At 45.3% G+C, this 26,920-nt stretch carries 34 protein-coding genes; 15 read left to right on the top strand and 19 right to left on the bottom strand.

Annotated elements, in window-relative coordinates; translation table 11 throughout:
• The 7 genes from QUA56_RS26080 to QUA56_RS26050 all read right to left on the bottom strand — a co-directional run.
• The coding region (locus QUA56_RS26080; RefSeq protein WP_333363678.1) for an MASE1 domain-containing protein at positions 1 to 1,142 on the bottom strand (1,142 nt) is incomplete at its 3' end.
• A 39-nt stretch (positions 1,143 to 1,181) separates the two neighbouring features.
• A complete protein-coding gene (locus tag QUA56_RS26075; RefSeq protein WP_333363675.1) occupies positions 1,182 to 1,355 on the bottom strand; it encodes a hypothetical protein in 174 nt (57 codons plus the stop codon).
• A gap of 235 nt (positions 1,356 to 1,590) precedes the next feature.
• A complete protein-coding gene (locus QUA56_RS26070) occupies positions 1,591 to 1,722 on the bottom strand; it encodes a hypothetical protein (protein ID WP_333363672.1) in 132 nt (43 codons plus the stop codon).
• A gap of 293 nt (positions 1,723 to 2,015) precedes the next feature.
• Positions 2,016 to 2,138, bottom strand: a complete 123-nt coding sequence (locus QUA56_RS26065; RefSeq protein WP_333363669.1) for a hypothetical protein — start codon at positions 2,136 to 2,138, stop codon at positions 2,016 to 2,018.
• A 4-nt stretch (positions 2,139 to 2,142) separates the two neighbouring features.
• Positions 2,143 to 2,634, bottom strand: a complete 492-nt coding sequence (locus tag QUA56_RS26060) for a YajQ family cyclic di-GMP-binding protein (RefSeq protein WP_333363667.1) — start codon at positions 2,632 to 2,634, stop codon at positions 2,143 to 2,145.
• Positions 2,635 to 2,788: 154 nt separating this feature from the next.
• On the bottom strand, positions 2,789 to 3,205 hold the full coding sequence (locus QUA56_RS26055) for an MAPEG family protein (protein WP_333363664.1): 417 nt from the start codon (positions 3,203 to 3,205) through the stop codon (positions 2,789 to 2,791).
• Between the two features lie 15 nt (positions 3,206 to 3,220).
• Positions 3,221 to 3,724, bottom strand: coding sequence for a hypothetical protein (locus tag QUA56_RS26050; protein WP_039887610.1), 504 nt, complete (start codon positions 3,722 to 3,724; stop codon positions 3,221 to 3,223).
• A 28-nt stretch (positions 3,725 to 3,752) separates the two neighbouring features.
• Between QUA56_RS26050 and QUA56_RS26045 the strand changes: the two genes are divergently transcribed.
• Positions 3,753 to 3,902 (top strand): hypothetical protein, encoded by a 150-nt coding sequence (locus QUA56_RS26045; RefSeq protein ID WP_333363661.1) that lies wholly within the window; start codon positions 3,753 to 3,755, stop codon positions 3,900 to 3,902.
• A gap of 123 nt (positions 3,903 to 4,025) precedes the next feature.
• On the opposite strand, the gene QUA56_RS26040 is transcribed toward QUA56_RS26045, so the two are convergent.
• Positions 4,026 to 5,123, bottom strand: a complete 1,098-nt coding sequence (locus tag QUA56_RS26040; protein ID WP_333363658.1) for a phosphotransacetylase family protein — start codon at positions 5,121 to 5,123, stop codon at positions 4,026 to 4,028.
• A 396-nt stretch (positions 5,124 to 5,519) separates the two neighbouring features.
• Here QUA56_RS26040 and QUA56_RS26035 point away from each other — a divergent pair, with 396 nt between their 5' ends.
• The gene (locus tag QUA56_RS26035) at positions 5,520 to 5,726 is read left to right on the top strand and encodes a hypothetical protein (protein WP_333363656.1); all 207 of its coding nucleotides are present in this window, start codon (positions 5,520 to 5,522) and stop codon (positions 5,724 to 5,726) included.
• A 217-nt stretch (positions 5,727 to 5,943) separates the two neighbouring features.
• On the opposite strand, the gene QUA56_RS26030 is transcribed toward QUA56_RS26035, so the two are convergent.
• Positions 5,944 to 6,111: a hypothetical protein gene (locus QUA56_RS26030; protein ID WP_333363653.1), complete on the bottom strand. Its 168-nt coding sequence runs from the start codon at positions 6,109 to 6,111 to the stop codon at positions 5,944 to 5,946.
• Between the two features lie 597 nt (positions 6,112 to 6,708).
• Positions 6,709 to 7,083 carry a type IV pilus biogenesis protein EbsA gene (gene ebsA, locus QUA56_RS26025; protein WP_172192244.1) on the bottom strand — a complete coding sequence of 125 codons (375 nt, stop codon included), beginning with the start codon at positions 7,081 to 7,083 and terminating at the stop codon, positions 6,709 to 6,711.
• Positions 7,084 to 7,329: 246 nt separating this feature from the next.
• On the opposite strand from ebsA, the gene QUA56_RS26020 reads away from it, so the two are divergent.
• From QUA56_RS26020 to QUA56_RS26010, 3 genes are all read left to right on the top strand, one after another.
• The gene (locus QUA56_RS26020) at positions 7,330 to 8,847 is read left to right on the top strand and encodes a glycosyltransferase family 2 protein (RefSeq protein WP_333363651.1); all 1,518 of its coding nucleotides are present in this window, start codon (positions 7,330 to 7,332) and stop codon (positions 8,845 to 8,847) included.
• Positions 8,848 to 9,183: 336 nt separating this feature from the next.
• Positions 9,184 to 10,416, top strand: coding sequence for an ATP-grasp domain-containing protein (locus QUA56_RS26015; RefSeq protein ID WP_333363648.1), 1,233 nt, complete (start codon positions 9,184 to 9,186; stop codon positions 10,414 to 10,416).
• 86 nt (positions 10,417 to 10,502) lie between these two features.
• Positions 10,503 to 11,399 (top strand): CoA-binding protein, encoded by an 897-nt coding sequence (locus QUA56_RS26010; RefSeq protein WP_333363644.1) that lies wholly within the window; start codon positions 10,503 to 10,505, stop codon positions 11,397 to 11,399.
• A 143-nt stretch (positions 11,400 to 11,542) separates the two neighbouring features.
• On the opposite strand, the gene QUA56_RS26005 is transcribed toward QUA56_RS26010, so the two are convergent.
• Together QUA56_RS26005 and QUA56_RS26000 are read right to left on the bottom strand one after the other, a co-directional pair.
• Positions 11,543 to 12,244: an alpha/beta hydrolase gene (locus tag QUA56_RS26005; protein WP_333363642.1), complete on the bottom strand. Its 702-nt coding sequence runs from the start codon at positions 12,242 to 12,244 to the stop codon at positions 11,543 to 11,545.
• A gap of 435 nt (positions 12,245 to 12,679) precedes the next feature.
• Entirely contained in the window at positions 12,680 to 12,802 is a 123-nt protein-coding gene (locus tag QUA56_RS26000; RefSeq protein ID WP_333363639.1) for a hypothetical protein, read from the bottom strand.
• Positions 12,803 to 12,880: 78 nt separating this feature from the next.
• On the opposite strand from QUA56_RS26000, the gene hpsL reads away from it, so the two are divergent.
• Complete coding sequence (gene hpsL, locus QUA56_RS25995) at positions 12,881 to 14,545, top strand: hormogonium polysaccharide biosynthesis protein HpsL (RefSeq protein ID WP_333363637.1); 1,665 nt, start codon at positions 12,881 to 12,883, stop codon at positions 14,543 to 14,545.
• A 233-nt stretch (positions 14,546 to 14,778) separates the two neighbouring features.
• Here the strand turns inward: hpsL and QUA56_RS25990 are convergent, their stop codons facing one another.
• From QUA56_RS25990 to QUA56_RS25960, 7 genes are all read right to left on the bottom strand, one after another.
• A complete protein-coding gene (locus tag QUA56_RS25990) occupies positions 14,779 to 16,041 on the bottom strand; it encodes a hypothetical protein (protein ID WP_333363634.1) in 1,263 nt (420 codons plus the stop codon).
• Positions 16,042 to 16,182: 141 nt separating this feature from the next.
• Positions 16,183 to 16,629, bottom strand: coding sequence for a hypothetical protein (locus tag QUA56_RS25985; RefSeq protein ID WP_333363631.1), 447 nt, complete (start codon positions 16,627 to 16,629; stop codon positions 16,183 to 16,185).
• Positions 16,626 to 17,498: a ParA family protein gene (locus QUA56_RS25980; protein ID WP_333300222.1), complete on the bottom strand. Its 873-nt coding sequence runs from the start codon at positions 17,496 to 17,498 to the stop codon at positions 16,626 to 16,628. Before QUA56_RS25980 ends, QUA56_RS25985 begins: the two co-directional genes overlap by 4 nt.
• A 103-nt stretch (positions 17,499 to 17,601) precedes the next feature.
• Positions 17,602 to 18,198, bottom strand: coding sequence for a hypothetical protein (locus QUA56_RS25975; protein ID WP_333363629.1), 597 nt, complete (start codon positions 18,196 to 18,198; stop codon positions 17,602 to 17,604).
• Positions 18,185 to 19,339 (bottom strand): AAA family ATPase, encoded by a 1,155-nt coding sequence (locus tag QUA56_RS25970; protein ID WP_333363627.1) that lies wholly within the window; start codon positions 19,337 to 19,339, stop codon positions 18,185 to 18,187. Before QUA56_RS25970 ends, QUA56_RS25975 begins: the two co-directional genes overlap by 14 nt.
• Positions 19,340 to 19,809: 470 nt before the next feature.
• A complete protein-coding gene (gene typA / locus QUA56_RS25965; RefSeq protein WP_333363624.1) occupies positions 19,810 to 21,600 on the bottom strand; it encodes a translational GTPase TypA in 1,791 nt (596 codons plus the stop codon).
• An 85-nt stretch (positions 21,601 to 21,685) separates the two neighbouring features.
• Entirely contained in the window at positions 21,686 to 21,859 is a 174-nt protein-coding gene (locus QUA56_RS25960) for a hypothetical protein (RefSeq protein ID WP_333363623.1), read from the bottom strand.
• On the opposite strand from QUA56_RS25960, the gene QUA56_RS25955 reads away from it, so the two are divergent.
• From QUA56_RS25955 to QUA56_RS25915, 9 genes are all read left to right on the top strand, one after another.
• On the top strand, positions 21,854 to 22,219 hold the full coding sequence (locus tag QUA56_RS25955) for a type II toxin-antitoxin system RelE/ParE family toxin (RefSeq protein WP_333363620.1): 366 nt from the start codon (positions 21,854 to 21,856) through the stop codon (positions 22,217 to 22,219). The genes QUA56_RS25960 and QUA56_RS25955 overlap by 6 nt on opposite strands.
• A complete protein-coding gene (locus QUA56_RS25950) occupies positions 22,191 to 22,577 on the top strand; it encodes a transcriptional regulator (protein WP_333363618.1) in 387 nt (128 codons plus the stop codon). Before QUA56_RS25955 ends, QUA56_RS25950 begins: the two co-directional genes overlap by 29 nt.
• Before the next feature lie 50 nt (positions 22,578 to 22,627).
• Entirely contained in the window at positions 22,628 to 22,975 is a 348-nt protein-coding gene (locus tag QUA56_RS25945; RefSeq protein WP_333363616.1) for a type II toxin-antitoxin system RelE/ParE family toxin, read from the top strand.
• Positions 22,959 to 23,312 (top strand): transcriptional regulator, encoded by a 354-nt coding sequence (locus QUA56_RS25940; protein ID WP_333363613.1) that lies wholly within the window; start codon positions 22,959 to 22,961, stop codon positions 23,310 to 23,312. Before QUA56_RS25945 ends, QUA56_RS25940 begins: the two co-directional genes overlap by 17 nt.
• Positions 23,313 to 23,362: 50 nt before the next feature.
• Entirely contained in the window at positions 23,363 to 23,698 is a 336-nt protein-coding gene (locus QUA56_RS25935) for a type II toxin-antitoxin system RelE/ParE family toxin (RefSeq protein ID WP_333363611.1), read from the top strand.
• Positions 23,695 to 24,069: a transcriptional regulator gene (locus QUA56_RS25930; protein ID WP_333363609.1), complete on the top strand. Its 375-nt coding sequence runs from the start codon at positions 23,695 to 23,697 to the stop codon at positions 24,067 to 24,069. The genes QUA56_RS25935 and QUA56_RS25930 overlap by 4 nt, the downstream gene beginning before the upstream one ends.
• A gap of 58 nt (positions 24,070 to 24,127) precedes the next feature.
• A complete protein-coding gene (locus tag QUA56_RS25925; RefSeq protein WP_333363606.1) occupies positions 24,128 to 26,308 on the top strand; it encodes a pentapeptide repeat-containing protein in 2,181 nt (726 codons plus the stop codon).
• Between the two features lie 156 nt (positions 26,309 to 26,464).
• On the top strand, positions 26,465 to 26,704 hold the full coding sequence (locus tag QUA56_RS25920) for a helix-turn-helix transcriptional regulator (RefSeq protein ID WP_333363603.1): 240 nt from the start codon (positions 26,465 to 26,467) through the stop codon (positions 26,702 to 26,704).
• 32 nt (positions 26,705 to 26,736) lie between these two features.
• Positions 26,737 to 26,865, top strand: a complete 129-nt coding sequence (locus QUA56_RS25915; protein WP_333363601.1) for a hypothetical protein — start codon at positions 26,737 to 26,739, stop codon at positions 26,863 to 26,865.
• Positions 26,866 to 26,920 lie beyond the last annotated feature (55 nt).

The following is a 26,920-nucleotide window of genomic DNA, read 5'->3' as shown; positions in this document are numbered from 1 at the left end:
AAGCCGAGAATAGCATTGAGGGGCGATCGCAATTCATGGCTCATATTAGCAATAAATGTACTTTTGGCTTGATTGGCGGTTTCTGCTTTCACTGCCAACTCTCGGGAAATATTCTCACTTTCCTGCAAAGCCATAGTACGCTGAATCACTCTTTCTTCTAATTCCGCATTAGCTTGTTGTAATTTCAAAGCCGCTTGACGATTTTCCGAAACAATCGCAGATGTCACCATCGTCGTAAGGGAAAGTACCCCCACAAATAAAAGTAGTAACAAAAGGGAATTACGATCCAATGCCGCCTTATAAAAAATACCAATTTTATAAGCCGTAGTGATAAAAGCCATACTACAAATGGCGGTGACTAAAATAGTAGTAACTTTCTGACTAAAACGAAAAACAGACCATAAGAGAGGGGGTAAAAGTAAATATTCTACAGGTACAGGTTGACTCTCAAATAAGGAAAATTTAATGACTATTCCCAAAATAATAACAATAATCAGAAATTCTCCACTAAGCCAAGACTGCGGGGCATAAAATTTCTGTTTTTTAAAACAACAAATTAACAAGAAAGGGGTAAAAAGTAAGATACCTATACTATCACCAATCCACCAACCCGTGAAAGTTTTTATAAAGTCAGACAAAGGGACAAAATTTTGATAAGTGAATGAACAAGTCCCGATCAAAGCGTTGGGTAAACTAACTCCCAAAAAACTAACGGCGATAAAAATTACTACATGATTGACTTCATTAAAAGGAAATTTTGTGCGAGTTAACCGTCGAATCACAAATACTGCCAATAAATTCCAAATCGTTACACTAATACTATTGAGGAAAGCAGTATTCCATAAACTTTGGGACATCGACCAGGCCAGGATTAAGGTCGCAATAAATTGACCTATAAAGATACCTAACCAACGAGAATAACCCCACTCCAATAAAGTGGCGAACATCCATCCTGTTCCGGGCCAAACGGGTGAAATATATGGTGGGATAATCGTAAGACTGGAAAATTCATGATTCGGGAGAAACCAACAAATTAAAGGATAAACAATGGAAATAATCAGAACTTGAAGCCACCAGTGGGGATTTTTTATTTCTAAGCCGAGACCATTTAAGAGGTTAAAAAACTGTTTTTTTGCGATCATTTTTCAGGTATCAACTTGCTTTACAAAAATTTTCAAATCTCAATTATGAACCATTAAAGGTTCAATTAAATCAAGAATTTGCTCAAATTGAAATTGACGTGCTAATTGAGTCAGGCTTTTGATTAAAAATAGTTCAGTTTCAGGAATTTCCTGAATTACTTTCATCACTTTTTTTGTGTTTGCTTCAAACACAGCTTTAGATAAGCTTATCATCCATTAATGGGGCCTTAACTAGGTCGGTGCTGTAAAACGCAACTATGTAAACGATCGTCAAGTATCAAAATGCCAAGAAAGCAGCACTAGGAGACCCTGTTTACATACAGTTACATAGTTCAGTTTAATCCCGCCGACCTGCGTAAGTTTTCTCCAACAACCCCAAAAATGATTGATACATTAATTGCCGTCGCACTTGATTTAATAAATCCTCAACATCTAAAAAACTGGTTTACTAAATGCTGCTACTGTCATCTATAAACTTGCAATTTGCTGTATATCCCAATTGATTGCCAATTCCCCAAAAGCCCGCAGAAGCATTCAGCACCTGAACCTGCTTTTTGATGCCCAACAAACGCGCTGCCAACAATTATGTAATAGTTTGTATCCGATCAGTGGTATTATTCCCATTGAGCAGCGAATCTCCTGTCATCAAAATTCTGATAGTAGCTTCAGGCTTAGCTGAATCGATTTGTTCAGAACGCTGAGAAAATTGATTGTACTGAAGTCTATTGCCAAAGCGATATATAGCCTTTCTCAAAAAGATGAGGTATGACTGACGACAGCTTACATAACCACCCAGACGCTTGAGGGCCCAAGCCCAACAACGTCCGCGAATCTTTCTGAGAACCGCTATACAAGTTGATTTGGTGCAAATATCTAGTCAGCATTAGCATTAGCTTGCAACACAGCAAAATTTCCGAATTCCAGCAAGCGCAAGGCAAGTTCTATCGCACTCAAAGAGGCGATCGCACAACTGGGAATCTCATACTTAGCTTTCAAAAATTTACCTGTAATTTGTAAACTGCAAAGCCACTGGATAATCTTCTTGCTTCAAGCGTTGAATCACCAACTGCAAATCATCTTTATCTTTAGCAGAAACCCGCACTGCATCTCCTTGAATCGAACCTTGAATCTTTTTAAACTCATCTCGAATTAATTTAGTTATTTTTTTGGCAATTTCCTGGTCAATCCCTTTTTTGAGTTTGATTTCTTGGCGCACCCGACTGCCGCTAGCAGGTTCAGCTTTGCCGTAATCAAAAATTTTCAAAGATAAATTCCGCTTGGCGGCTTTAGTTTGCAAAACAGTGTGAATCGCATCGAGAGTGAATTCGCTGTCCGTATTGACAGTAATGGATTCTGCGCCCAATTCCACGGTAGTTTTGGTATCTTTCAAGTCGTACCGGCTTTGAATTTCCCGCACAGTTTGGTCAACAGCGTTAACTAATTCTTGCCGATCGAACTCGCTGACAATATCAAATGAATAACTAGCAGCCATAAATTAGTAATTGGTAATGGGGCATTGGGCATTGGGCATTGGGCATTGGCCAAACAGGGCATTGGCAAAACAGGGCATTGGGCATTAACAACTAACCAATAACCAATAACCAATAACCAATAACCAATAACCAATAACCAATGACTACTGAAAATTAGCCATTAACAGCCATTAAACTGAAATAGAATAAAGAAACAGTGCAAGAAGAACTAATCGCAAACATGAGCGATCGCCCCAGCGGCACATTCAGAATATAGAAAACCGAAAACAACAACCGGGCGATCGTAAAAGCGATCGCAGCCAAACCCGCCGCCTCCGAATCTACCCCCGTCACAAAAGCCATCAAAGCCGCCGCTGAAAACAGCATAAACGTCTCAAACGAATTTTGGTGAGCCCAAGTTGCCCGCTGAGCGTAAGCAGGCAACCTCTCAAACATAGCGCGGGGCGCTGCTTGGTCGTAGCCTAGCTGCAAGCGAGCGAGGGCAACCACCAAAAACGGTGCATAAACCAGCGCCGCCGCCACCGCAATACAATCAAGCAGAATAACCGACACAGGCAATCCCAACAGCATTATCCGCCTCGCATTTCAATCAAAATAGAACAGAGTAACCACCTTGCGCTGTTCCTCCGCATCCTGGCAAGTTTTGAGCAAAGTGTGGCTTTCGTGAAAAGCAAAACAGATCAGTTGTTGACAGCGAGAAATAATCTCCTGATTGCACATGGCGCTTGCTTCCGGGAGAGACAAACTGTCATTTTTGGGATTTTCTACCAAATGTATCACTTGTTCGAGCTGGTCGCGAGACTCCCGAGGCTGGCGGCTCATGCTTTGCGGCAAAATCACCGTTAGCAGATTAGGATCTGCTCGCATTGCCCCCCGAATTGCGGCTGAATTGGTGCCTGTAGCGCCAGAAGTGATGAGCTGATTGCCTCCCAGAACTATGGCGTAGCTCAGCATCTCAATTAGCTGCTGGTGGGTAATAGGAACGTGGCGAGAACCCAAAAGAGCAATCCGCTTGGAGCTGGTTTGCTGGATCGCCGCAAGTTCTTGTAAAAAATCATCAACTCTGGGTAACTCTATTGATTGACTCAAAGAATTTATTAAATTAAATAAAACTACGTTGTGGATTTTAGCAGACTCACTAGCAATTGCCACCAAAAAGAAGTTAAGAATTGCTGATTTACGAGATATGACTAGAGGATGGGGAGATTTGAGCAAGCCAGAAAGCAAAATGTCTCAAAGCATTCAGCAGCCGGAGCTGAAGGTATAATTCAAAAAAAATTTAGAATTTAAGAATTTTTACTTTTTATTTTTCAAAGTAATAACTGGGAGCTGCCGAATACCTTCTTTCCTCAGCTCCGGCTGCCGAATACCTCGAGCTTCGGCTGCCTTCTTAATGGACTCGATCGCCCAACCCCAAGGATGCCATCATGCGGTCAAGGTCAAAGTGTTCTGCCATTAGCTGAGTAACGCATTCCACCTTGATCGGTTCGTGCAGGCGCACGTTGCCAAATGTGCTGTCGATAATTTCCACCGTGGTTAAGGTGTCCAAATCCACAGACAAAACTGGAATTTCCATTTCTTCTGCCCTGCCGATCACCAGGGGAGAAGGAGGCAAGTGACCTGTCAGAATTAAGCACTGAGTCGAGCTCTCCAGAGCCGCTAGCTGAATGTCCGTGCGATCGCCCCCCGTCACCACCGCCATATTTCTCGCTTTGCGGAAATACTTCAGAGCCGAGCTAACATTCATCGCGCCAATTGTCAAGGTTTCCACCATCAAGTCCAAACGGTCTCGACGGCAGAGCACGTCAGCTTTTAATTGGTGCACCAATTCTTTGACGCTGACACTCCGCAGCAAAGCGCTTCTGGGCAGCATTCCCAATACTGGAATGCCCTGTGCCTCCAGAAAAGGCCGCACAGTCGCCGTTATCGATTCGAGTTTGTCCGAGGGAACATCGTTGAGTACCACGCCAGCCAAGCGCGAACCCAAACGCTGTTTAGCAGACAGCAAATCGTCTATATAAAGATCGATCGGGCGCGCTACCAACAGCACAGAGGCATCAACTGCCTCAGCGACTTGAGCCAAAGACAAGTCAAACAGACTGCCTTCCTCCAAATTAGCTGGGCCTTCTAACAGCACCAAGTCTCCGGTGGGGACTTGCAAATATTGCGCCAGAGACAGGCGGTAATCTGTCTTGTCTTCTCCCCGCAAACGCTTGTGAACCGTCTCTTCGTCCAAAGACAAGAGGGTTGACGGTACCTGGCTTTCTGAAAGTTTGAGCGTCTCTACCGCGAACCGCACGTCCTCCTCGGAGCCACCAGCTCGATCGGAGCTAAAACAGGTTCCCAGAGGTTTGCCGTAGGCGACGGCGAGTCCTTTTGCCCGGAGTCCGAGTGCCATCCCCAGGGCGATCGCGGACTTGCCGCTGTAAGCTTTTGTGGAACCGATCAGCAAATATTTAGTCAATTTGGGTACGCCTTCACTCCTCAATTTGCACCTGTCTATTTCAATAATTTTAGTTTATTCAACAGTATTTCTGCCTTGCGACTCAATTTCGCAATACAATTATACTCGATTTTGCCGCTTTTGGGCAGATAGATTTTTTGCTTGAAACTTTTATTCACCTGTTGGCAACCCTTTTTTTCGCAGTTTTTTTACATTTTATTTTCAAAAATCAGGTTTTTAATATATTTTTTACCAGCACTTTTCGACAACTATTCATAGACCATGATTTCCTTAGAAATTGTTTTTGTTGTGACAAAAATTTGCAACTTTCATTGCAGAATTTAGACATGGCTACCGAGCCATAAAAAATAAAAATAACACGGTAGAAGTGAGCGATTTTATGCCTGCCAAAGCCTTGCCAGGGAAATTGACGGCAGTTTTGTGTTGTGTTATAGCGGTTCTCAGAAAGATTCGCGGACGTTGTTGGGCCCCGGCCCTCAAGCGTCTGGGTGGTTATGTAAGCTGTCAGTCATACCTCATCTTTTTGAGAAAGGCTATATCTCGATCGAATACAGCAATCCTCGCATCAGTCGCAAAATCGATCGAGACCAGAATCCTTGCAGTGCGAGCCAGAAAGCTCGCGTATAATGCAAGCAAATCATTTAGGATTGCTATACAGGTATTCGGTAGGGAGACAGCGCGGTCTGTATCCTCATCAGTTTTGCAGAGAATTGAAAATGGATATAGCCTTTCTCAAAAAGATGAGGTATGACTGACAGCTTACATAACCACCCAAACTTATTGGGCCGGGGCCCAACAACGTCCGCGAATCTTTCGCTCGAACCGCTATATGTATTATTAGTTATTAATTATTAGTGCGATCGCCCTCGTTCAAACTGATATCTTGCACTGCAAGGGATAAGCTGTTTAGGAGCGGGCTGCTAGCTTCTAAACATATAAATTGTCTTGTGGCGTGGGCTGGCATTTCGGCTGCCCAAAGGCTGATTGCGATGCCAGCCCGATCGCAGTTCAAGGGCTGTAGATTGAGTTTCGTTGGGCGGATATACAGCCCTTTCCTCTCAGCTACCGAGCCGCAAAAGTTGAACGAAATCGGATTGCGCGATCGCACTCGCTTGCACAAATAATGTCGGAAATAGGCTTGTGCGCTGGTTCCACAACCAATACAGCAGTTTTCGATGGAATGAAATACAGGTAGGGACTCAGGCTTTGTCTGAATCCCTAGGCGAAATCTGTATCGCGCTCAACGGAAAACTGCTGTAGATTTGCTGCAAGCGGTGGGGATAAGTGTTCGCGCCCAAAGGGATTCTTGAAAATAATGTCAAGAACTCAGTTACTATTGGGCTTCTCAAATAGGACTGGCGCACCAATCATGTAATGTCGCCGTCCCGATCGCCTTACACTATTGGTACGCCAGTTATGGCGCCCGTCAATCGATTTTAGATTTTAGATTTTAGATTTTAGATTGAAGAAAGCGACCCCACTGATAAATCCAGGGGCTGGCGATCGGGATTCGGAGCTTTTTTATCGAGCCACGAATCAATCCGGGGGCCCCGGATTAAATTGCTTGATTGTCAATTGCGAACTTTCGGCAGGGCGGGTGCGGTGAAAGTTACTCATCCATACGCATCAGCTTCCGGTAAAACGTTTTAGAAAAATCGACGGTACGAGTCCGCTGAAAAGTTAGGAGTACCTCAATTAAGCAACTGACAAACTCAGAGCTTTGCATAGTCACTTCGTAGCTGAGTTCAGCATTGCCGTCAAACAACACCCGACAGCGGGTTAAATCGATCGGCAGCGACGAGATATTCCAACTAGCGACAAACGGCACATCGTCGCCGCCGTCAATTTTTCTGGCCCCCTCCAAGCTTTTGAGCTTGTAGAGGCCAATAGCGTGCGGCAAAAACTTGCGCCTGGGCTCTTGACAGAAAGGCGCGTAGACTTTCACTTCTTTGTCGTCGGCTGGCTTGAGTTGAGGAATAGACATATTTCCACCTCAGACAATTATTACTAATAGATAGTTGAGATCCCCTGAAAAAACTAGCAGATATTCCTGGTCGATCGCAAGCAAAGGTCATCCCAAATACTTTATCCAGTACCCGTTTACCCGGGTTGTACAAGCAGCGAGCCCGCTGCTTGTCCTCCCATCTGCTTTCGACAAAAGGCCAGAAACTGGTACAGTAAATACTTATCTCTAAAATCAAAAACTATTGGTGGTTGAATCAAGTAACCTATGCAGCAGAGTTCTTGGCCAGAAAACGACGCTCGCAGCGAGCTTAACTTGGACATCTCTGATTTAGCTCAAGAAGAGCTCAAGAGTTTGACCTCGAACTCGAAGGTGGGCAAAGTATTTGCTATACCAGACATTGCCGACAGGGTGTTTGACGCGGAAACAAAAGCAAAGCTCCCGGTTGGGGTGTCTGTGCCGGGATCTCCCTCTTTTGCTCAAAATCTGTACCGGGGACGCCGGGGAAAAGCTGCCGCACTGCTGACTGCGATTTGGGGCGGCACGATCGCCCTGCACTTGATTTCTTGGGGTGCGTGGGTAGTGTGGGGGTTGACGGGACTGCTGTGGATGCAAGCATTTCGAGTTTTGTTTGCTTCGCCCAAGCCCGCACTGCCACCTCTTGCGGATGAAAATCGAGAGGAGTGGCCCTACGTGTCGCTGCTGGTGGCGGCGAAAAACGAGGAAGCGGTGATTGCCCGATTCGTAGAATCAATCTGCAATTTAGATTATCCGATCGACCGCTACGAAGTTTGGGCGATCGACGATCACAGCAGCGACGGCACGCCGCTCGTATTGGAACAGCTAACCAAACAGTACCCCCAGCTCAAAGTATTTCGCAGAGGAGCAAGTGCCAGCGGCGGCAAGTCGGGAGCCCTGAATCAAGTGTTGCCGCTGACTCGCGGGGAATTTGTGGGAATATTTGACGCCGACGCGACGGTAACGCCAGACTTGTTGCGCTTGGTGCTGCCGGTGTTCGATCGAGAACAGGTAGGGGCTGTGCAAGTCAGAAAAGCCATCGCCAATGCTTCGGTAAATTTGTGGACTCGCGGCCAAGAAGCAGAAATGGCTCTCGACAGTTTTTTCCAGCAGCAGCGGATTGCGATCGGCGGCATTGGAGAATTGCGCGGTAACGGCCAATTCATGCGTCGCACCGCCTTGGAAAGCTGCGGCGGCTGGAATGAGGAAACGATTACCGACGACCTGGATTTGACGGTGCGGCTGCACCTAGACCGATGGGACATTGAATTTCTCGCTTTCCCAGCCGTCTCAGAAGAAGGAGTCACTAACGCTCGCGCCCTTTGGCATCAGCGCAATCGCTGGGCAGAAGGCGGCTATCAGCGTTATCTTGACTACTGGCGGCTAATTTTACGCAACCGCATGGGAACTGGGAAAACTTGGGATTTATTTGGATTTTGGGTATCTCAATATCTCTTGCCTACAGTAGCGCTGCCGGACTGTTTGATGTCAATTGCGCTGCGCCGGATGCCGATCGCCAGTCCCCTAACTTTTATGACCCTTACTTTGTCGGTGGTGGGAATGTTTGTCGGTTTGCGCCGCACTCGCAAAGAGACCAAATTTGACGTTAAAAGAGTTTTTGTCACCTTGCTGCAAACGCTGCGGGGTACTGTGTATATGTTCCACTGGCTGCTGGTAGGGACTGTGACGGCTCGGATTGCGGTGCGGCCCAAGCGGCTCAAATGGATCAAAACCGTCCATCAAGGCGCTGCTAGTAGCATCAAGTAAACAATTAGCAGAAATATCTCGGCACAGTATTGCCCAAAGTCGGAAGATTTCCGAAGACAAAACAACCACCAACGCTCGCCAACTATGTCCCGCCAGAGCTACCAGTAAAATTTGGCAATTCCGAGAAAAAAATACTTTGAAACAGCTTAGGTAATAGGTAATCGGCGAGCGGTAATAGCGAATAAGTAATCGGCAATACAAAAGTCGAAAATTAAAAGATAAAAGCGAGAATTTTTAACTTTTAACTTGACAAAAAACCAATTACTATTTATTAATTATGAATTGCCAATTAGGACGAATTGCTTGTTGCCAACTACCCGTCACCCGTAATAGATAATGGATTTGTTAGAGTACCAAGCTAAATCTTTATTTCGCCAGATGGCAATTCCGGTTTTGCCGTCCCAGCGGATTGACAATCTTGCCGACCTCAAAGGACTGAAAATTCCCTACCCCGTTGTACTCAAGTCCCAAGTGCGGGCTGGTGGACGGGGCCGGGCGGGCGGTATCAAGTTTGTGGAAAATACGATCGATGCAGTAGCAGCCGCTCAAACAATTTTTAATTTGCCGATCGAGGGTGAATATCCCCAAGTCCTGCTGGCAGAAGCAAAGTACAACGCCGATCGAGAATTGTACTTAGCGGTACTCCTAGACCCCGTAGCGCGCCGCCCGGTGCTTCTGGGTTCGAGACAAGGAGGTATGGATGTCGAAGGGTCGATCGAGCAAATGCAGCAAGTTGCCGTAGACCAGGAATTTTCCCCATTCTACGCGAGGCGTCTCACGCTGAAAATGGGATTGCAGGGAGACTTGATTCAATCCGTGAGCACCATTGTCGAGAAAATGTACCGGCTGTTTGTCGAAAAAGATTTAGATTTAGTAGAAATCAATCCTCTCGGCATCAGTCCGATGGGAGAGGTAATGGCTTTAGACGGTAAAGTTAGCGCTAACAACGAGGCCTTGGGGCGGCATCCAGACTTGGCCGCACTCTCCGGTAACAGGCAAAGCAGCGGCTTGGTAGGGGAAAGGAGAATTCCCCACGTTCCAGGCGATCGCCCCAATTTCAACTCGAAGGTGCAGCAATCGCCGCCGGAGTTTGACCCTAAATCTCAATCCCCAATCTCGAATTCCGAATCCCTGCAATTAATCGAACTAGACGGGAATATCGGGATTTTGTGCAACGGAGTCGGCCTGACAATGGCAACTCTGGATGCTGTAACCCACCAAGGAGGAAAACCAGCTAATTTTGTGAATATGGGTTCCCTAGACCGCTACGATGCAGAAAATGCCCTGCGCGATCGCGCGGAGTTGGGTCTGGAGTTAGCCGCTCAGGATAAAAGCGTTAAGGTAATACTTGTCAATATTTTGGGCAGCGCCTCCAAAAGCGAGGAAATCGCAGCCGCAGTAGCCGGGTATTTGGAACGGAAAGCTCGCGCCAACCGCCACATCCAAGTTGTGCTGCGCTTGGTAGAGATCGATGATGATGCTGTTAAAAAGCGTTTGGGACAGTTGCCGGTGCAGCTAGCAAGCACTTTGGATGAGGCTGCGGCCGCCTCTGTATCGTCAGCCAAGTAGCGGCAGTCGATCGGCAAAAGACAAGACTTATTATGCACAGATGAAGGCCTTCTGCTTTTTAAAGATCGAGTGTCAAGTGGGAAAAAATGAATTTAACTCCTGAAAGCAAAGTCCTAGTACAGGGCATTACAGAATCTCCCGCGTCAACCCGCGCCGCCCTGATGATGAAAGCATACGGCACGAATGTGGTCGCCGGTGTCAGTCCCGGTCGGGGGGGGCTGGATTTGGAGGGAATTCCGATTTTTGATTTGGTAGAACAAGCAGTGGCGGCAGTGGGTCACGTTGACACTGCGGTAATTTTGGTAGACGCTTACTCGGTGCTGGATGCGGCTCTAGAAGCGATCGCCGGAGGAATTCGGCAAATCGCGATCGTCACTGGGGGAGTGCCTCCTCTGGATATGGTGCACTTAGTCAGAAAAGCAGAAGCTACCGAAACTTTGGTAATCGGGCCCAACAGTCCGGGGATTATTGTCCCCGACAAATTGCTGCTGGGAACTCACCCCAAGGAATTCTACACTCCCGGCCGGGTGGGGGTGATCAGCCGCAGCAGCACTTTGACTTACGAAGTTGCCCTAGAACTGACTGAGGCTGGGTTGGGACAGTCGATGGCGGTTTGTATTGGCTGCGACGCGATTGTCGGTTCTTCTTTTATGCAGTGGCTGCAAATTTTGGACGAAGACGACAGTACCGAAGCGATGGTTTTGGTGGGGGAAGTTGACGGGTGGAGCGAACAAGCTGCTGCTTCTTACATCGCCTCGGCGATCGACAAACCGGTGGTTGCTTATCTGGCCGGCCGCTACGCTCCCAAGGGGCCGTCTTTGGGCCACGCCGGCATCCTGATCAGTTCTCGGGCCGCAGCCCAGAAAGCCTTTGGAGTTACGGCCCAAAACAAAATGGCTGCTTTTGAAGAGGCGGGCATACCTGTGGCGGCTCGGCCTTCGGAGGTTCCGAAGTTGCTCAAAAAATTGCTAAAGAAAAATTGATTGCTTTCGGAGTTTTCACAATAGTCCTAACCGTCTTGGCGGTTGGGATAGCGGTAGGGCGGGGGCGGGTTTTGTCTCAAAATTGTCTGCTGAATGCCACAACAGCCGCTTCAACCCGCATTTAGGACACATTTATGATTTTCTTACCAAAGCCCTCTGACCGGCATTACAGGCTGCGGTGCGGTTGCTGGCAAGGGTGCGGGGGGGCGGCGCGCTGGAGGCGGAGTTGTTGGCGGAACGCTGCGCCGAGGTTCGATCGGACTTTCGGTGCGAGTTGTTTCAGTTGTGCGACTTGTCGATCGCATCACATCTTGAAGCAGGCTTTGCATATTTCCGGCTAAACTCTGAACTTTCCCAACAGCCGCGCTAATGCTGGCAACATCTACGTAAACCTCCGCTAGAGGATACTTTTTCAGGATTTCCAGCAGCGATACCTTACCGTCATCCCCGGCCGCCAGCATCATCGCCGCCCGCAGAGCTTTGCCGCTTTCTGTGCGGCGCTGAGTCCGAATTGCTTGACCGATTTCGTCAGTAATTTTCTCTCCCGGGGTGCTGTAAACTACCCTGGCCAGATTAGCAGGCTTTAAACCGATTTCTAGACCAATGAACCCCCGCAATATTTGCGCGTCCATTTTGGAAAACCGGATAATTTGTTGGAGGGTTGGGGTCGTCGTGCCGTCTTTAGCAAAGTCTTCTAAGTCGGTGATATTGATGGTTTGTCTGATCGGGCCAAATGTGAGGACAACTTTTTCGGCCGCTAATGCTGTACTGCTGCTAGATAATATGCTCGCGCTTGCTCCTAAAAAAAGGGCTAAGCCGATCGATACAAATTTTGTTAATTTCATAAAAAAACTGGGTAAGTGGGAAACTCAGCGACTTCAGTCCTGAGAGGAAAACGACTCGGCGATTTCAATCGCCTTGAATCTTTCCCCTTTCGGGTTGGAGGGGTATGGTTGCCCCTCCGATGAGGTATGGTTGCCTCAGTCTCCCTTGCGGGGTAATGTTCGCCTCGACCTGGTTATAAAGGCTTGTTAGACCTGCAACACTGTTTCAGTGACTTTAAAACTGTTTAATTGCAGATGACAGAGCGGAAAACTGGCGTCGCATTCTCCGGTGTCGTGACCTGAATAACGTCTCCTCCTGAGAGGGGTCTGGTCAGAACAGCTTGTAATTTCTTACAAGCTCAGTGGCTTTAGCCCTGAGTTCCTGACATTCAGTTTCACCGCTCGATTAAAATTATTTTTTCGAGATTTGTATATTATAGGTGCAGCCGTTATATTCTACAAGGTCGTGAGTGTAATTTGTTCCCGCGTCCCACCCACAACCTCGATCGAGTTTTTTTCTCGCTCTTGACTTGAAGAATAAGTCACCGCATCTGTCGAAATATTTTTGCTTCTATTCATTCTGAATTCTACCTTTTACATATCTAGCCTTATACATATCTAGCCTTTAGCCTTCTACATAAGTGCCTTTTATAATTTATGTTGAAAACCAAGCGCAAATCAAAGAAATCCAAACGCAAGCACAGCGAAAAAACAACAGCGCTCAGCAAAAAAGAACTAGCCGCACAAAAACGCAAAACTTCAGAAAAGCGCAATGAATTGGTGCAGGCGATCGCCATAAGCTGCTTAGTCAGCGCTGCTATCAGCATCCCGCTGTTGTTCGTAGCCCGCGCTAAGATTGCTATTGCAGGAGGCGCAGCCGTAGCCATCTTGCTGCTTTCCTACAAATACCCCCGTCAAGCTTTGTGGGCTTTTCTAATTTACCTGCCTTTCAGCGGTACAATTACTTACGCAATTGGCGGCGGGAATGCTGCATTTCAAGTAGCCAAAGATGCTTTCTACATACCAGCTCTCATCGCCCTAATTCAAAGCTGCAAAAAGAAACAGTTACCTTTGTTTATTCCCAAACAAATGCTTTCTACCTTCAGCATCCTGTTGATGATGGCAATGCTGACTTTAATTTTTGTCAACGGGGAAATGCAGCTCAACCCTATGAAGGGCGAAAAACCCATTCTCCAAGGAATTCTCGGCTTAAAAGTATTGATAGGTTACATACCGCTGATTGCTTGCACCTATTATCTGCTCCGCACTAAGAAGGATTTGGTATTTTTTAGTCGAATGCACCTAATTTTGGCGATCGTTTGCTGCCTTCTCGGTTTGATTCAGTACCTGTTGCTGCAAAGTGGAAGATGCGCGGGTACCCGAGGAATGACCGGAGAAGAATTATATAAAGCAACACTGCAAGCTAGATGTTTTGTTGGCGGTTCTCTAGTATTCAGTCCAGAAGTTAAGTTTATCCGCTTACCGGGAACTTTTGTAGCGCCTTGGCAGTGGGCGTGGTTTTTAATTTCTAATGCTTTTCTAACCTTTGCCTCTGCCTTTTGCGACCCTTCATTCTGGTGGCGAGTTATCGGTTTATTTGGCATGGCATTAGTATTTGCCAATGCAGTTATTTCCGGTCAAAGAGCTGCTTTAGTTATGGTTCCAGTTGCCACGGCAATCTTGCTAGTTCTCACCGGTCAATTAGTTAATTTAAAACGATTTATTCCCATCGGTGCAGGACTGGCGATTCTGCTGTTTGTCGGTGCAGCAATTAACCCGGGAATTATCGAGCAGCGGTGGGAGAGTTTTGTTAGCCGCTGGAATGCTGCACCGCCCCAGCAGTTTCTTTTTAATCAGTTCGAGCAGAGCAACAATTTTATCATTGACAGACCTTTCGGTAGAGGTGTGGGACGAGCGACTAATTCAACGCGGATATTTGGCAACCCGCAACTAATTGAAACTTTCCAACCTAAGTTGATGTACGAACTAGGTTATCCCGGAATGATTGCTTTTCAACTCATGGTTTTACACTTAGCTTTTCTAGCTTTTAGAGCTTACCGTTCTGTGAAAGACAAAAGTTTGCGGAGTTACGGAGCTAGTTTTTGGGTGTTTGTGGGATTTATTACGATCAATCCTCAATACTATCCGCTGGATGTAGATCCAGTGTCCGTGTATTATTGGGTTTTGGCTGGGGCGATTTTAAAGTTGCCCAAAATTGACAAACAGGTGCAGGATGAAAAACACGAGGAACTTGAGTCAAATGAATTGCAAGTTCACCAGCAATTAAAGGAGAAAAAAATTATTGCATCTTCCCCAATTTGACAGTCTTGGATGCAGAATATTAAATCCGGTGGCATGGGAATTAATATTACCCACAGTCAGGACACGGCGCCGTGCCCTTGGACTACAATTAATTAATCAGGCGATAGTTACATCTCTCGCGATCGGGGGCGATTCCTTGCCCGTGCTACGATTTTTTTGGGGTAGGAAAACGGCATTGCCGTGTCCTCCTCCTTTGCTTTTTGTATCCACGACTCTATTAATTAACGCGAACTTTACTGCGGCTGCCAGACCGGACTGCTAGCATTTAAGTCCTTGTCTTTTGTCAGTTTAGTCAATCCCGAACCGTCCCGATTAATTACATACAAGTTGCTTTTGTCTCCTTGGATTTCATTAAATATAAAAGCAATTTGCTGGCTGTCAGTAGACCAAGCTAATTCTGAAATTCCCGACGGTTTTAGCCGGGTAGCTAGTTGATTTAGCTGGTTCCCGTCAGCATTGATTGTATATAGTTTTTGATAGTTGAAGTCTCCTGCGACGAAGGCAATAAGTTTGCCATCCGGCGACCATGAAAGTTCGTCGTAGTTTCTGGGTTTTTGCGTGAGGTTCTGGGCTGTCCCCCGCTTAATGTCGATCGCGTAAATATCCTGCATTTTGCCGCCAAAATCGCCCGGTTTATTGTAGTAGTAAGCAATGCGGCTGCTGTCGGGCGACCAAAATAGTTTGACGTTGTAAACCTGATTTTGCGGATTGTCAGTCAAATTTTTGAGGTTGCTTCCGTCCGCATTAATTGTATATATTTCCTGTTGGGGATACGTGCCGAACAAGAAAGCAATTTTTGTGCGATCGGGCGACCAAACAAGTTGACTTCCGCCGGAAAGATACTCGCCAGTAATTTTAGTTATTTTGGTCATTTCCGAACCGTCGGCATTCATTTTGTAAATATTTTTATCCTTGACAAATGCTACCTGCTGGCCGTCCGGCGCCAGGTAAAATTCCGATGAAATTTCCGTTTTAGGCGGTTCTCCTCCTACTTCTAAATTCCGAACTAATTTAGTTCCTTGAATGCCAGAATTGTCGCTTGTATAAAGTGATTGACTGCCAGGAGTATCAGAGGTAAAACCGTCACAGGAACGCACAAAAACAAGTTTCTGGCTGTTGGAAAACCAAGCTATTTCAAAATTAGCTGCTTTGCAAGCATCCCCAGCAAACTGTTTAGTTAGTCGGGAACCGTCAGCGTTGACTGTATAAATGTCGGTGTCTCCACTCACGAAAGCCAGTCGCTGCCCGTTGGGCGACCAAACTAGGGTAGGACTAACATCTATGTTTGGTGCAAGTTCGCGGCGGGCGGAACTGCTAGTATTGACGGCAAATAAACTGTTTTTTACCTCGCTGCCGCGCCTCTGAAGGGCGGTAAACGCTAGTATCTTCGGTTTTTGGGCTGCGGTTGTGGGAGGGCTGTGAAGGTTCAAAAAGCAGCTAATTAAGAGTGTTAGGGCGATGAGGGCGATCGAACTAAGTCGCAATAATTTATTCAAAAGCATTTTGTCAATATCATCTCCTTACTTTCAAATTTTCACAGTATTCAGCCCTCATATCGCCGACTTCTTAAAGTGCTGCGGGGAGATGGCAAATTCTAACTCCAAGCTATTACCAATGCCCAATTCGCAATGCCCGATTCAAAGTGTTTGTCTGTCGATATGTCTCGACAGCCTCAAACTCTGTTTAATTCTGCCAATAATTAGCTCGAACATTTTTTTTCGGGACGGATTCTTGCTGCTGGGCGGCATCCCTAACTCGCAACACATCAAGTTCAAGTCAGTTGCACTCATTGCCAACAATTTTTGCCTCACCTCTTCTTCATTACCATTCTTAGCTTGTAAACGCAGTTCTTCATAAACTTCTAGAACATTTCTAGCCGATAAATTAGCAGGTTTATTAACATCAGCACCAGTGGAAATATCCGAAGTTTTTGACGCAGCCGAAAGCCCTCCCCGCTTGACTTGAGTTTCAAGCCTGGTTAATTTTCGAGAAACGTCCCGCAAGATTTCCTTAAGTTCGCCAATTTCCTCAACTAACCCCCCGCTTTCTTGTTCGGAAGCAGCCGAAATTTCTTTTTTAATCATTTCAGATACTCCTCACACTCGCGCCATAGTTTTTCAAATTCTCTAACTAATTCTCGCGGCAGTTCTCCCTCATTAATTGCCCGTTTTAGCCCGACGCTTTCCCTAATCGTAGATTCTAAAAATCTAACTTCTATATTATTGTCTTTTGATATCTCAGCGCAAAGTCTCTTGACTTCTCTCATGTAAAACTGAACTTCATTTGTCAGCAATCCTCCATAGGTTTTAGCTTTATTCATAAACACTGCTATCTTGGGAAACGGATAAGGCTCAATCCGTTTCTGGAGCGAGTTTAAAACTAGACTCAATCCCCTAGAACCAAAATAATCGGGATTGACGGGAATTAATATTAAGTCGCAGCAAGAGAGTACGCTGTAGGTGAGGAGGCTGAAGGAAGGCGAACAGTCAAAAAGCATCAAGTCATATTTGGGGAGATTCGCAGAGTTGGCGATTTTGCCGATGAATCTGCGGATGAAGTCTTTAACACTTTTGCCCTCAAATCCATCGATATCCAACCAATACAATTCTTCAACTGAAGGGACAAAATGCAACTGTTCGTCAATCTGATAAATGGTGTCGAAGCCAACGGGAAATTTAAAGTTCTGTCCGGCTTTTTTAAAGACTTCTAGAGCGTCGTAAATTGTGAGTCTGTGCTTGAGAGATTGTTCGTACCACTTACCAAACTTGTCATCTAAATGACCTGTATTTTCGTTAAGTCCGATCGCCTCTGTGAGCGACATTTGCGGATCTAAGTCTAACATCAAGACTTCTAAGTCTGTTCCTTGGGATATAATATTGCCCAGACTCCAAGTGACGGTGGTCTTTCCGACTCCGCCTTTGAAGTTGATTACGGCTATGGATTTAGGACTCATGGCTGGCTTTGTTTAGATTTTGCTCAATTTTTTATTAAAACATATTGTGTGACTTTGTTCAGTGCGCGATCGTATACTAGGGTCAAATCAACTGACTAATTCTTTACAACTTTAGCCGTTGCAACTCCTTACACGCATAACGGAGAGAAGTCAAAGGAATGCGATCGACTCCTTGAGGACATATTTCTAAAGCCAATATTTTTGCCGATTTTTTAGCTAGTTGAATCCTCTCTTTCGCAGTCATTGTTTTATCTTTATAATCTGTACTTTCATTGCATTCCTGACCTGACCTATAGCTATTAATATAATAAAACCACGTTTCAATATTTCGGGCTGGTACAAAAATAGCAACTTTCTCGTCAGGCAGTCGCGGATCTTTGTTTAAATTACCTGCTGTTTCGTCTAATGCTATATTTAAAGAACGCTTTCGATCGTCCAAGCTATCTTCATCAGCATCAATCATCACCACTACAGCAATATTTCTGTACTTACGGCTTCTAGAACTTTTAATAAGAGCTGGATAATCCTTGACTATCAAAGCATTGTTATTCTCAATTAATCTCCCTTTAGGATTGCCATAGTCTTTAATTTTGTGATCTTCCAAGCCCCGGCAGATTAGATATTGTCTGATAAATCGCTCTTGGTCAATATCTTCACAGAGAATAGTTACTTCTGATAAATCATCTCTACTCGTCGTCATAAATCCATCCAAGTTCTATAAGCTTAGCAACTGATAAACCTTCTTCTTCAGTATCAGTAATTGGCCGCACGCGGACAGCTTCATTATCTCTTCGTTCAAACCAATGACCTGAATTGCTTGCTAAGTAATTAATTAATGAGGGGTGATGAGAAATTAACATTGCTTGTGCTTCATTTTCAAGACAATAGTCCATCACCCTACGCAACCAAGGTTGTATTTCCGGTAAAGCCAGAAAATTTTCTGGTTCATCAATACACAAAGTAAAATTATCATCAGCAGAACAATATATTAAGGTGTATAGAGCAATTAAAGCTTTTTGACCATGTGATAATTCATTAAGCCTATAAGCAGCCTTGCTGGGACGTGTAAAAGATGCTGATAAAATCCTAACATCACCGGATTTAGAATTTTGAAATGAATCAAATCCTTGGATAATCTTTTGTAATTCCAGCGTTAATTTAAGGATTTTACCTTGAGATTCTTGAGATAAATAGCTGTACCAAGCTGCATAATTTGACATATCCCAGTTAGGTGAACTTTCCTCCTTAAGGCTTTCTGATTCCATTATAAAAGGATTGATCTGTACAATAAAAAAGTTAGAAATCCGTTTTTTGAACCATGTAAGCTTTAGATTGTCAGGCCTCTCGTAAATAAAACCAATGCCAGAACGCGACCAATCAAAGAACGGCAAGAAAGGACCTTCGCGATCGGGATCGTCATTATACAGCTTAGCTTGACCTACAGGCATACCTCTATCGCCTGCATCAACCCAGAACTTAAACAGAGGTTTTCCGTCAAAAGTTAAGCTTTCTAGTCGCATTCTAGGAGGTGCATAGTCTCCTTGATGTTCGATCTCTAGGGTATATTTATAAATGCCACCATTTCCTTCAATATCTAATTCAAATTTTTGAATGTTTGATTTTTGCCATCTTGTTAAATCCTTGCTTGCAAACAAATCTGATACTTTATAATCTTGCTGGAAAGCTTGATCGCCTAAAATAAATTTCTGTAGTTTTCTTAAAACCTCGAAAACGGTAGTTTTGCCCGATCCATTTGAGCCCATAAAGAGATTTAAGCCAGCTACTGTCAAATCAAAATTGACCAGGCATCTAAAATTATTTACATAAATTCTCTTCAGCATAATTTTTATTGATAAACGTTAGGATAATGATCAATTTAAGGGTCGATTAGAAATACAGCGGTTCTCCCACAAGACTTTGTACTTGCAAAGCAAAGCCAATTAGTTATTTTTAGGTCTTGAAATTGGTTAAGCGGAAGGCTCCTTTAACCAATTCTTAGTTAAGTTCAACGGGGTTTTCCTTATTCCATCTGCTTAGGAACGAAAATTTAATAAATTAAACATCTGCCATACTTCTCTCTCTCCAGAAGCTCAGGGGTAAAGAGAGGCAGAGCCTCCGGATCTGCATTACCAGGCAGAGCCTGGTAACGAGCCAATCGCTTAAGTTATTAAATTTTCATTCCTTAATTGCTTCTCAAGTTCAGATTTTCATCATAATTATTCGGTTATTTAAAATGATTAATATTGCCTTTAAAGAGAGTAGTTTGAAGTTGACAATAAGGGCTGGCCAAATTACCAGCCCTTAATTTGTTTTAGCGTTTCACCAACTTCTTAGAAACCTTCCGCAAGCGAATTGATTTCGGTGTTACCTCCACCAATTCATCCTGACCGATGTACTCCAAAGCGCGCTCCAAACTCATATCGACTGGCGCTTGCAATTGCGCCAATTCTTCACCGCCAGATGCGCGGTGGTTTGTCAACTGCTTCGACTTGCAAATATTCAGCTCCATGTCTTCATCTCGGTTGTTTTCTCCGATAATCATCCCTCTGTAAACCTTGGTTCCGGGGGTAATGAAAAATACGCCGCGGTCTTCAGCATTTTTCAGTGAATAAGTAGTTGCAACTCCTTCTTCAAAGGAAATCAATACTCCGTTGCGACGGGCGATAATTTCTCCACCGAGGGGGCGATAGTCGAGGAAGCTGTGGTTCATAATTCCAGCGCCGCGAGTCAAGCGCATAAACTCGCCTCGGAATCCAATCAAACCGCGAGCGGGGACTGAAAATTCGATTTGGGTGCGACCGGTGCTGCTGACGTGCATATCTTGCATTTCTGCTTTCCGCTGACCGAGGCGTTCGATGCAGCCGCCGACTGCTTCTTCGGGTACGTCTAACACCAAACATTCAAAGGGTTCGCAGGGACGACCGCCGACTTCGCGGTAGATTACTTGCGGCTGGGATACTTGGAATTCGTATCCTTCGCGACGCATATTTTCGATTAGGATGCCGAGGTGGAGTTCGCCGCGGCCGGATACGAGGAATTTGTCGGGAGAGTCGGTTTCTTCGACGCGCAAGGCGACGTTGGTTTGGAGTTCTCGCATTAGCCGATCGCGAATTTGTCGCGATGTTACCAAACTACCTTCTTGACCGCAGAACGGCGAATCGTTCACAGAGAAAGTCATCTGCAAAGTCGGTTCGTCAACCTTGATTAAAGGCAGCGCTTGCGGGTCGTTGGGGCAGGTAATTGTCTCGCCAATATACGCATCAGCAAAACCGGCAACGGCGACAATATTACCAGCAGAAGATTCTGGGATATCAATCCGCTTCAGGCCTTCAAAGCCCATCAATTTGGTAATTTTTGATTTGACAAGCGCGCCGCTTTCTGTGATTAAGACTGCTTGTTGACCGATTCTAATCGTGCCGTTGTGGATGCGGCCGATGACGATGCGACCGACGTATTCTGAGTAATCTAAGGTGGTTACTTGCAGTTGCAGTGGCTTGTTGGGGTCGCCTACGGGGGGCGGTACGTGGTCGAGGATTTCTTCAAAGAGGGGCTTCATATCTACCCCTTCGTCTTCGAGGTGTTTTTTGGCGTAACCGCTTAAGCCGGAACCGAAGAGATAGGGAAATTCGCACTGATCGTCGTCAGCACCTAGTTCGAGGAACAGATCCAAAACTTTATCGACGGCTTTGTGGGGGTCTGCCCGCTCGCGATCGATCTTATTCACAAAGACGATCGGGCGCAGTCCTTTTTCTAGGGCTTTTTTGAGCACGAAGCGGGTTTGCGGCATCGGGCCTTCGTTGGCGTCTACGATCAGCAGACAGCCGTCAACCATGCCGAGAACTCGTTCGACTTCCCCGCCGAAGTCCGCGTGTCCGGGGGTATCGACGATGTTGATCAGGGTTTCTCCGTACCTGACGGCGGTGTTTTTGGAAAGGATGGTAATGCCGCGTTCGCGCTCGATGTCGTTGGAGTCCATGACGCAATCTGGGATTTCTTCCCCTTCGCGGAAGATCCCGGACTGTCTGAGGAGAGCGTCCACAAGGGTGGTTTTGCCGTGATCGACGTGAGCAATGATGGCGACGTTGCGAATGGGAAGACTCATAATGCGTCTGGAACGTTAAACGGATCTAACTAAAGATTTCTTAATAATTGTAGCGCATGGAGTCAAGGGGCGATCGGGCGCGGCTTTAAGATGGGAGGGCGATCGTCGCTAAAATCAAGATTATGGAAGTGCAACAAGCGTGAAATTGAGCGTTACACCACGCCTGACGGCAGAGTTCCTTTCGATCGGTGATTTTGAGTTGGCCCAAGTGAAGAAGCTTTGATAGGGGGCGATCGCCCGTATTAAGATCGGGGTGCAAGTACGATCGACCTTATGGAAGTACAACAAGCGTGAAATTCAGCGTTATATCAGACAAAATGGCACAGTTCCCTTTGCAGAATGGTTTACAACCCTGCGGGATGTTAACGCTAAAATTAGGATTGATAAAAGGCTTCAGCGGGTTAGCGGTGGCAACTTAGGAGACTATCGCTCAGTTGGCGCAGGAGTTTGGGAATTAAGGATTGACTATGGCCCGGGCTACCGAATCTACTTTGGACAAGCGGGAGCTACGATTGTGCTTATCCTGTGCGGTGGAGATAAAAGCACTCAAGACCAAGACATTGTTAAAGCTCAGGAATACTGGAGAGATTATGAAAGACGCCAAAGTGCCGACGAGTGATAGTTATCATTCTTTTAAAATTTCCAATTTCAAAGACCCAAATTATGCTGCTGCTTACCTCTCACTGATCTTTGAAGAAGAGGAAGAAGGCGATTTAGAGATGGGAATAATGCGAAAATCGCTTCGAGATGTATTTGAGGCTCTGGGCGAACCAATTATGTCTGATAAGGAGGCCTCATTGCATCTGGAAAAATTAGATGTTTTGTTGTCGCAGAATGGAAGCGCGACAATTTATGCTTTGGGTAATTGGCTGAAGGCGTTGGGATTGAAGTTAACGGTTGCGGTTGATGAAGGGGATGAAGGGGAAGAGGAAAGTTCTGTTAGTGATGTTGAGTTGGCGGAGGTTGGTAATGTTTGATGGGGGGCGATCGCCCGTATTAAGATGAGGGTGCAAGTACGATCGACCTTATGGAAGTACAACCGAGGGAAATTAGGCGTTATATTACCCCAGACGGTAAAAATCCTTTTGCAGAGTGGCTTAGTTCCCTGCGGGATTTGAATGCGGTAGTTAAAATTGAGCAAAGGCTTGACCGAGTTCGCTTGGGGAATTTAGGAAACAGCAAGTCTGTTGGGGAAGGAGTCTGCGAATTGAAAATTGACTTTGGGCCTGGGTATCGCGTGTACTTCGGGCAAGTTGGGTCAACAATAGTGCTTCTCCTTTGCGGTGGAGATAAAAGCACTCAAGAACAAGATATCCGCAAAGCGTATGAGTATTGGAAAGAATATGGAGAACGCCAAAATGCCAACGAGCGATAGTTATCAGGATTATCTGATTGAAGCCCTCAAGGATAAAATGCACGCTGCGGCTTATCTAACAGCGCATTGGGAAGACGAAGAGCCTGAACCTGGTTTGCTGGAACTCGCATTTAACAATGTATTTGAGGCTCTTAGAGAGGCAAATATGTCAGATGAAGAGGCATCATTGCACCTGAAAAAATTAGATGTTTTGCTGTCGCAGAATGGAAGTGCGACAATTTATGCTTTGGCTAATTGGCTGAATGCTCTGGGATTGAAGTTAACAGTTGCGGTTGATGCAGGGGAAGAGTCAGGTTCTGTTAGTGATGTTGAGTTGGTGGAGGTTGGTAATGTTTGATTGGGGGCGATCGCCCGTATTAAGATGAGGGTGCAAGTACGATCGACCTTATGGAAGTAGAACCCAGAGATATTCAGCGTTACAGCACGCCAGACGGCAAAGTTCCTTTCTCGGAGTGGTTAGACTCCCTGCGGGATCTCAAGGCAAAATTTAAGATTGACCGGCGACTAGATCGAGTTGGGACTGGAAATTTCGGAGATTATCGAGCAGTCGGAGAAGGTGTCTATGAGTTGAGGATAAATTACGGCCCCGGCTATCGGGTCTATTTTGGACAAGTAGAAGAAACAATTGTACTTTTATTGATAGGCGGGGATAAAAGCACTCAAGAGCAAGATATCCGCAAGGCTAAAACATACTGGACAGATTATCAGGAGTTAAGAGAATGACAATGCCTAAGAGCTTACCTTATCACCCCTATAAAATTTCAAATCTCAAAGATCCGGCATATTCTGCTGGCTATCTCACAGAGATACTTGAGGAAGAAGCAGGAGATTTGGAATTAGGAATCATGCGAAAAGCACTTCGAGATGTATTTGAGGCTCTGGGCGAACCAAATATGTCTGCTGAAGATGCTAAATTGCATTTGGAAAAATTAGATGTTTTGTTGTCGCGAGAAGGAAGTGCGACAATTTATGCTTTGGCAAGTTGGCTGAAGGCTCTGGGATTGAAGTTAACTGTTGCGGTTGATGAAGGGGATAAAGGGGAAGAGGAAGATTCTGTTGGTGCTGCTGAGTTGGCGGAAGTTGGTAATATTTGATGAGGCGCTAACTTCCCAAACATAGCTTTTTAAGTTTTTTTTATTTTAGGGTAGCACTATGTCAGAAACCGAACTAGATTTAGTATCAATAGCCACGAGAGTATTGCAGCTTGAAGAAGAGCAAGTTATTCTGAAAAAATATATAGCCAGACTTAAGCGGCAGTTAGAGGCACAGGAACAGCGATTTAACGATCGCCCTGAACCGCAAATGCTAGAAAGTTTGACTGCTGAAATTGCCTCCCTGCAACAGCCGTGTGATTTGGGAAATGGGGATATGTCTGTCATTGCCGATCGACCGATCGAGCTTGACACCCAGACAGAAAAGCAAAAGTCAGACTTTCAGTATCAGTTAGTATGCGATCGTCCTAACAGTCGTGCTGTGTTGATGGAAGCTTTATCACTAGCTCAAGAGCGGCTGATTATTGTTTGCCCTTGGCTCAATTGTAACAGCATTAATGATGAATTGCTGCAAAAATTTAGAGAGTGTTTGAACCGAGGATGTTTGATAAATATTGGCTGGGGTTATCTGGGAGACAGGCTGAAAATCGGCAAGGGATGGCGCTACAATGCTTTGGCAGATTTGCAAGAATTAGCCAGCGAATATCCCGAGCAATTTTGTCTCGTTTTATTGGGAACTCACGAAAAGTTTTTAGTCTGTGATTCTAGGTTTGCCATGTTGGGCAGTCATAATTTGCTGACTAACAGCGACCAAAGTGCAGAAAAAGAAGTGGGAATTCGCACGAATGACTGCCAAATTGTCAAGCAATTAATTGAGCGATTTGACAGCAGCGAAGTATTAAATGAGGAGGAGATAGAAAGGCGGTTTGTAGCGAGTTCTGATTCCATCGATCTAGCTGATTATTTGGAAGGATTGGCGGTGGAGGCTGAATATATTGCTTTAGAGGATAGCTGTGAGGATGTGGAGGATGAGTCTGAGGAATCTCTGGAACCTGTTGTTGCCGTTGAGGAGTTTTGGGAGCGTTGCACTCAGGGAGAAAGAGATTTTACTGGGATTAATTTAGCTGGTGCTGATTTGAGCGGAAAGCGTCTAAATTCTGGTGTTAATTTGAGTAATGCTAATCTGAATAAAGCTAATTTGATTGGTACAACTTGGCAGGCTGTAAATCTTAGCGGGGCAATTTTGAAGGGAGCAGATATGAGGGATGCACGTTTTGATGGCACAAATTTTAGTCAGGCTAATTTATCAATGACTAATCTCTCGAATACAAATTTATCCAGCACCAATCTGCATCAGGCAAACTTAGTCAACGCCAACCTTTCTCAGGCTAATTTATCCAGTGCCAATCTGCATCAAACCAACTTGGTAAATGCCAACTTTTCTCAGGCTAATTTATCCAGTGCCAATCTGCATCAGGCAAATTTAATCAATGCCAACCTGGCTCAGGCTAATTTACAATCAACTAAACTAGAGAAAGCCAAATTAAGCAAAGCAAGCTTAAGATTAGCTCACCTAGAATCTGCAAATTTTAGTGAAGCCGATTTGAACGGTGCAAACCTCAGCGGTGCTAAACTCAATCAACAAACAAAATTCACAACTGCAAATCTCGCTGAAGCTAACTTAAGCGGGCTATACTTGAGGAAAGTAGACCTGAAAAATGCTGATTTGACAAATGCAAATCTAAGTAATTCTAACCTTTTAGAAGCCAACCTAGATCGAGCAAATCTCAAAGGAGTTCAGCTTCAAGGAGCTATTTGCAATCAAGCAACTTTATTTCCTACTAATTTTGATCCCGTGAAAGCGGGCGCTTACTTAATTGCTCCTTATGTATCGCTGCCAAATGTCGATCTAACTGGTAGGGACTTGAGCAGTGTTAACTTGATGGGAGCCAATTTACAAGGTGCTAATTTGATATCGGCCAAATTGAATAATTCCAATTTGAGAGATGCGAATTTGAGTGGGGCAAAACTTCAGGGAGCAAGTCTAGACGCCTGTAATTTGAGTCGGGCTAATTTGAACCAGGTAAACTTGAATGATGCAAGATTAGTTAGTGCGGATCTAACTACAGCAGACTTAACCGAAGCTGATTTGCGTCAAGCTGAATTAAACAGTGCAAAACTGCGTGGTGCTGACCTAATCTCAGCAGACATCCGCGCGGCAAAGTTAAGTTTTGCCGACTTATCGGGCGCTAACTTAACTGGTGCAAAAATAGGAGGAGCGGACTTGGCAAATGCTAAACTCACTGGTGCAATTATGCCAGATGGATCTACTCACGAATAAAATTAGTTATGGGGTTTGCTAAACAAACTCTACTCAAAAAGCGTGAATACACTCTTTCACCACAAAATAAATATAATGAGAGGTTGTCTAAAAAAGTTATTGCTCTTCCGTTTCTGAGGCCGGGGGACGATCGCCCTTTAATATCTAATTACTTAAATGCACAATACTTGCCCTTTGTCAAGCAGGGGATTGGTGAGGTTGCGGATTCGAGAGTTGGCTGCCGAGAACGGTTGGACTCTGACAGAGGTTGCCACTCGATCGGGCGTTCACTACAGCACGCTGAAAACTTATGCCCGATCGCCCGGTATGGCAATGGCTGACATCGGTGCTCTGCTAAAATTGGCGCGGACGTTTGATGTGTCGAGCGCAGAATTGTTGGATTTTGTCAATTTGTAACAAATTACACTTAAAATAAACCAGCGCCACCAATGCCAACCAGTTCGACCTCGGATGGACGATCGACTGTGCGGCGATCGTCCAAGCAACAGATTCGAGAGTTGGCGGATGGCACGGGGCAAAGTCAGGAAGAGATGATATATACTCAGCGGCAATTGTAGCTGTTCGATCGCCCAAATCGGTCTACAATTTGTAACGTTGAGCCTTATTGAAGTG

The organism is Microcoleus sp. N3A4 (assembly GCF_036701805.1).
GTDB lineage: Bacteria > Cyanobacteriota > Cyanobacteriia > Cyanobacteriales > Microcoleaceae > Microcoleus.
Note: the sequence above shows the minus strand (reverse complement) of the source record. Positions and strands in the feature narration are given on the sequence as shown.

Bases quoted from the DNA above. Each gene is read 5' to 3' on its own strand.
- QUA56_RS25930 (WP_333363609.1), top strand. From the start codon at position 23,695: ATGACAATGCCTAAGAGCTTACCTTATCACCCCTATAAAATTTCAAAT.
- QUA56_RS26015 (WP_333363648.1), top strand. From the start codon at position 9,184: ATGGATTTGTTAGAGTACCAAGCTAAATCTTTATTTCGCCAGATGGCA.
- QUA56_RS25925 (WP_333363606.1), top strand. From the start codon at position 24,128: ATGTCAGAAACCGAACTAGATTTAGTATCAATAGCCACGAGAGTATTG.
- QUA56_RS26055 (WP_333363664.1), bottom strand. From the start codon at position 3,205: ATGCTGTTGGGATTGCCTGTGTCGGTTATTCTGCTTGATTGTATTGCG.
- QUA56_RS25980 (WP_333300222.1), bottom strand. From the start codon at position 17,498: ATGAGTCCTAAATCCATAGCCGTAATCAACTTCAAAGGCGGAGTCGGA.
- QUA56_RS25985 (WP_333363631.1), bottom strand. From the start codon at position 16,629: ATGATTAAAAAAGAAATTTCGGCTGCTTCCGAACAAGAAAGCGGGGGG.
- QUA56_RS26075 (WP_333363675.1), bottom strand. From the start codon at position 1,355: ATGATAAGCTTATCTAAAGCTGTGTTTGAAGCAAACACAAAAAAAGTG.
- QUA56_RS26010 (WP_333363644.1), top strand. From the start codon at position 10,503: ATGAATTTAACTCCTGAAAGCAAAGTCCTAGTACAGGGCATTACAGAA.
- QUA56_RS26020 (WP_333363651.1), top strand. From the start codon at position 7,330: ATGCAGCAGAGTTCTTGGCCAGAAAACGACGCTCGCAGCGAGCTTAAC.
- QUA56_RS25945 (WP_333363616.1), top strand. From the start codon at position 22,628: ATGGAAGTACAACCGAGGGAAATTAGGCGTTATATTACCCCAGACGGT.
- QUA56_RS26005 (WP_333363642.1), bottom strand. From the start codon at position 12,244: ATGAAATTAACAAAATTTGTATCGATCGGCTTAGCCCTTTTTTTAGGA.
- ebsA (WP_172192244.1), bottom strand. From the start codon at position 7,083: ATGTCTATTCCTCAACTCAAGCCAGCCGACGACAAAGAAGTGAAAGTC.
- QUA56_RS25975 (WP_333363629.1), bottom strand. From the start codon at position 18,198: ATGACGACGAGTAGAGATGATTTATCAGAAGTAACTATTCTCTGTGAA.
- QUA56_RS25970 (WP_333363627.1), bottom strand. From the start codon at position 19,339: ATGCTGAAGAGAATTTATGTAAATAATTTTAGATGCCTGGTCAATTTT.
- QUA56_RS25950 (WP_333363618.1), top strand. From the start codon at position 22,191: ATGAAAGACGCCAAAGTGCCGACGAGTGATAGTTATCATTCTTTTAAA.
- QUA56_RS26060 (WP_333363667.1), bottom strand. From the start codon at position 2,634: ATGGCTGCTAGTTATTCATTTGATATTGTCAGCGAGTTCGATCGGCAA.
- QUA56_RS25915 (WP_333363601.1), top strand. From the start codon at position 26,737: ATGCCAACCAGTTCGACCTCGGATGGACGATCGACTGTGCGGCGATCG.
- QUA56_RS26000 (WP_333363639.1), bottom strand. From the start codon at position 12,802: ATGAATAGAAGCAAAAATATTTCGACAGATGCGGTGACTTATTCTTCA.
- typA (WP_333363624.1), bottom strand. From the start codon at position 21,600: ATGAGTCTTCCCATTCGCAACGTCGCCATCATTGCTCACGTCGATCAC.
- QUA56_RS25920 (WP_333363603.1), top strand. From the start codon at position 26,465: ATGCACAATACTTGCCCTTTGTCAAGCAGGGGATTGGTGAGGTTGCGG.
- hpsL (WP_333363637.1), top strand. From the start codon at position 12,881: ATGTTGAAAACCAAGCGCAAATCAAAGAAATCCAAACGCAAGCACAGC.
- QUA56_RS25940 (WP_333363613.1), top strand. From the start codon at position 22,959: ATGCCAACGAGCGATAGTTATCAGGATTATCTGATTGAAGCCCTCAAG.
- QUA56_RS25935 (WP_333363611.1), top strand. From the start codon at position 23,363: ATGGAAGTAGAACCCAGAGATATTCAGCGTTACAGCACGCCAGACGGC.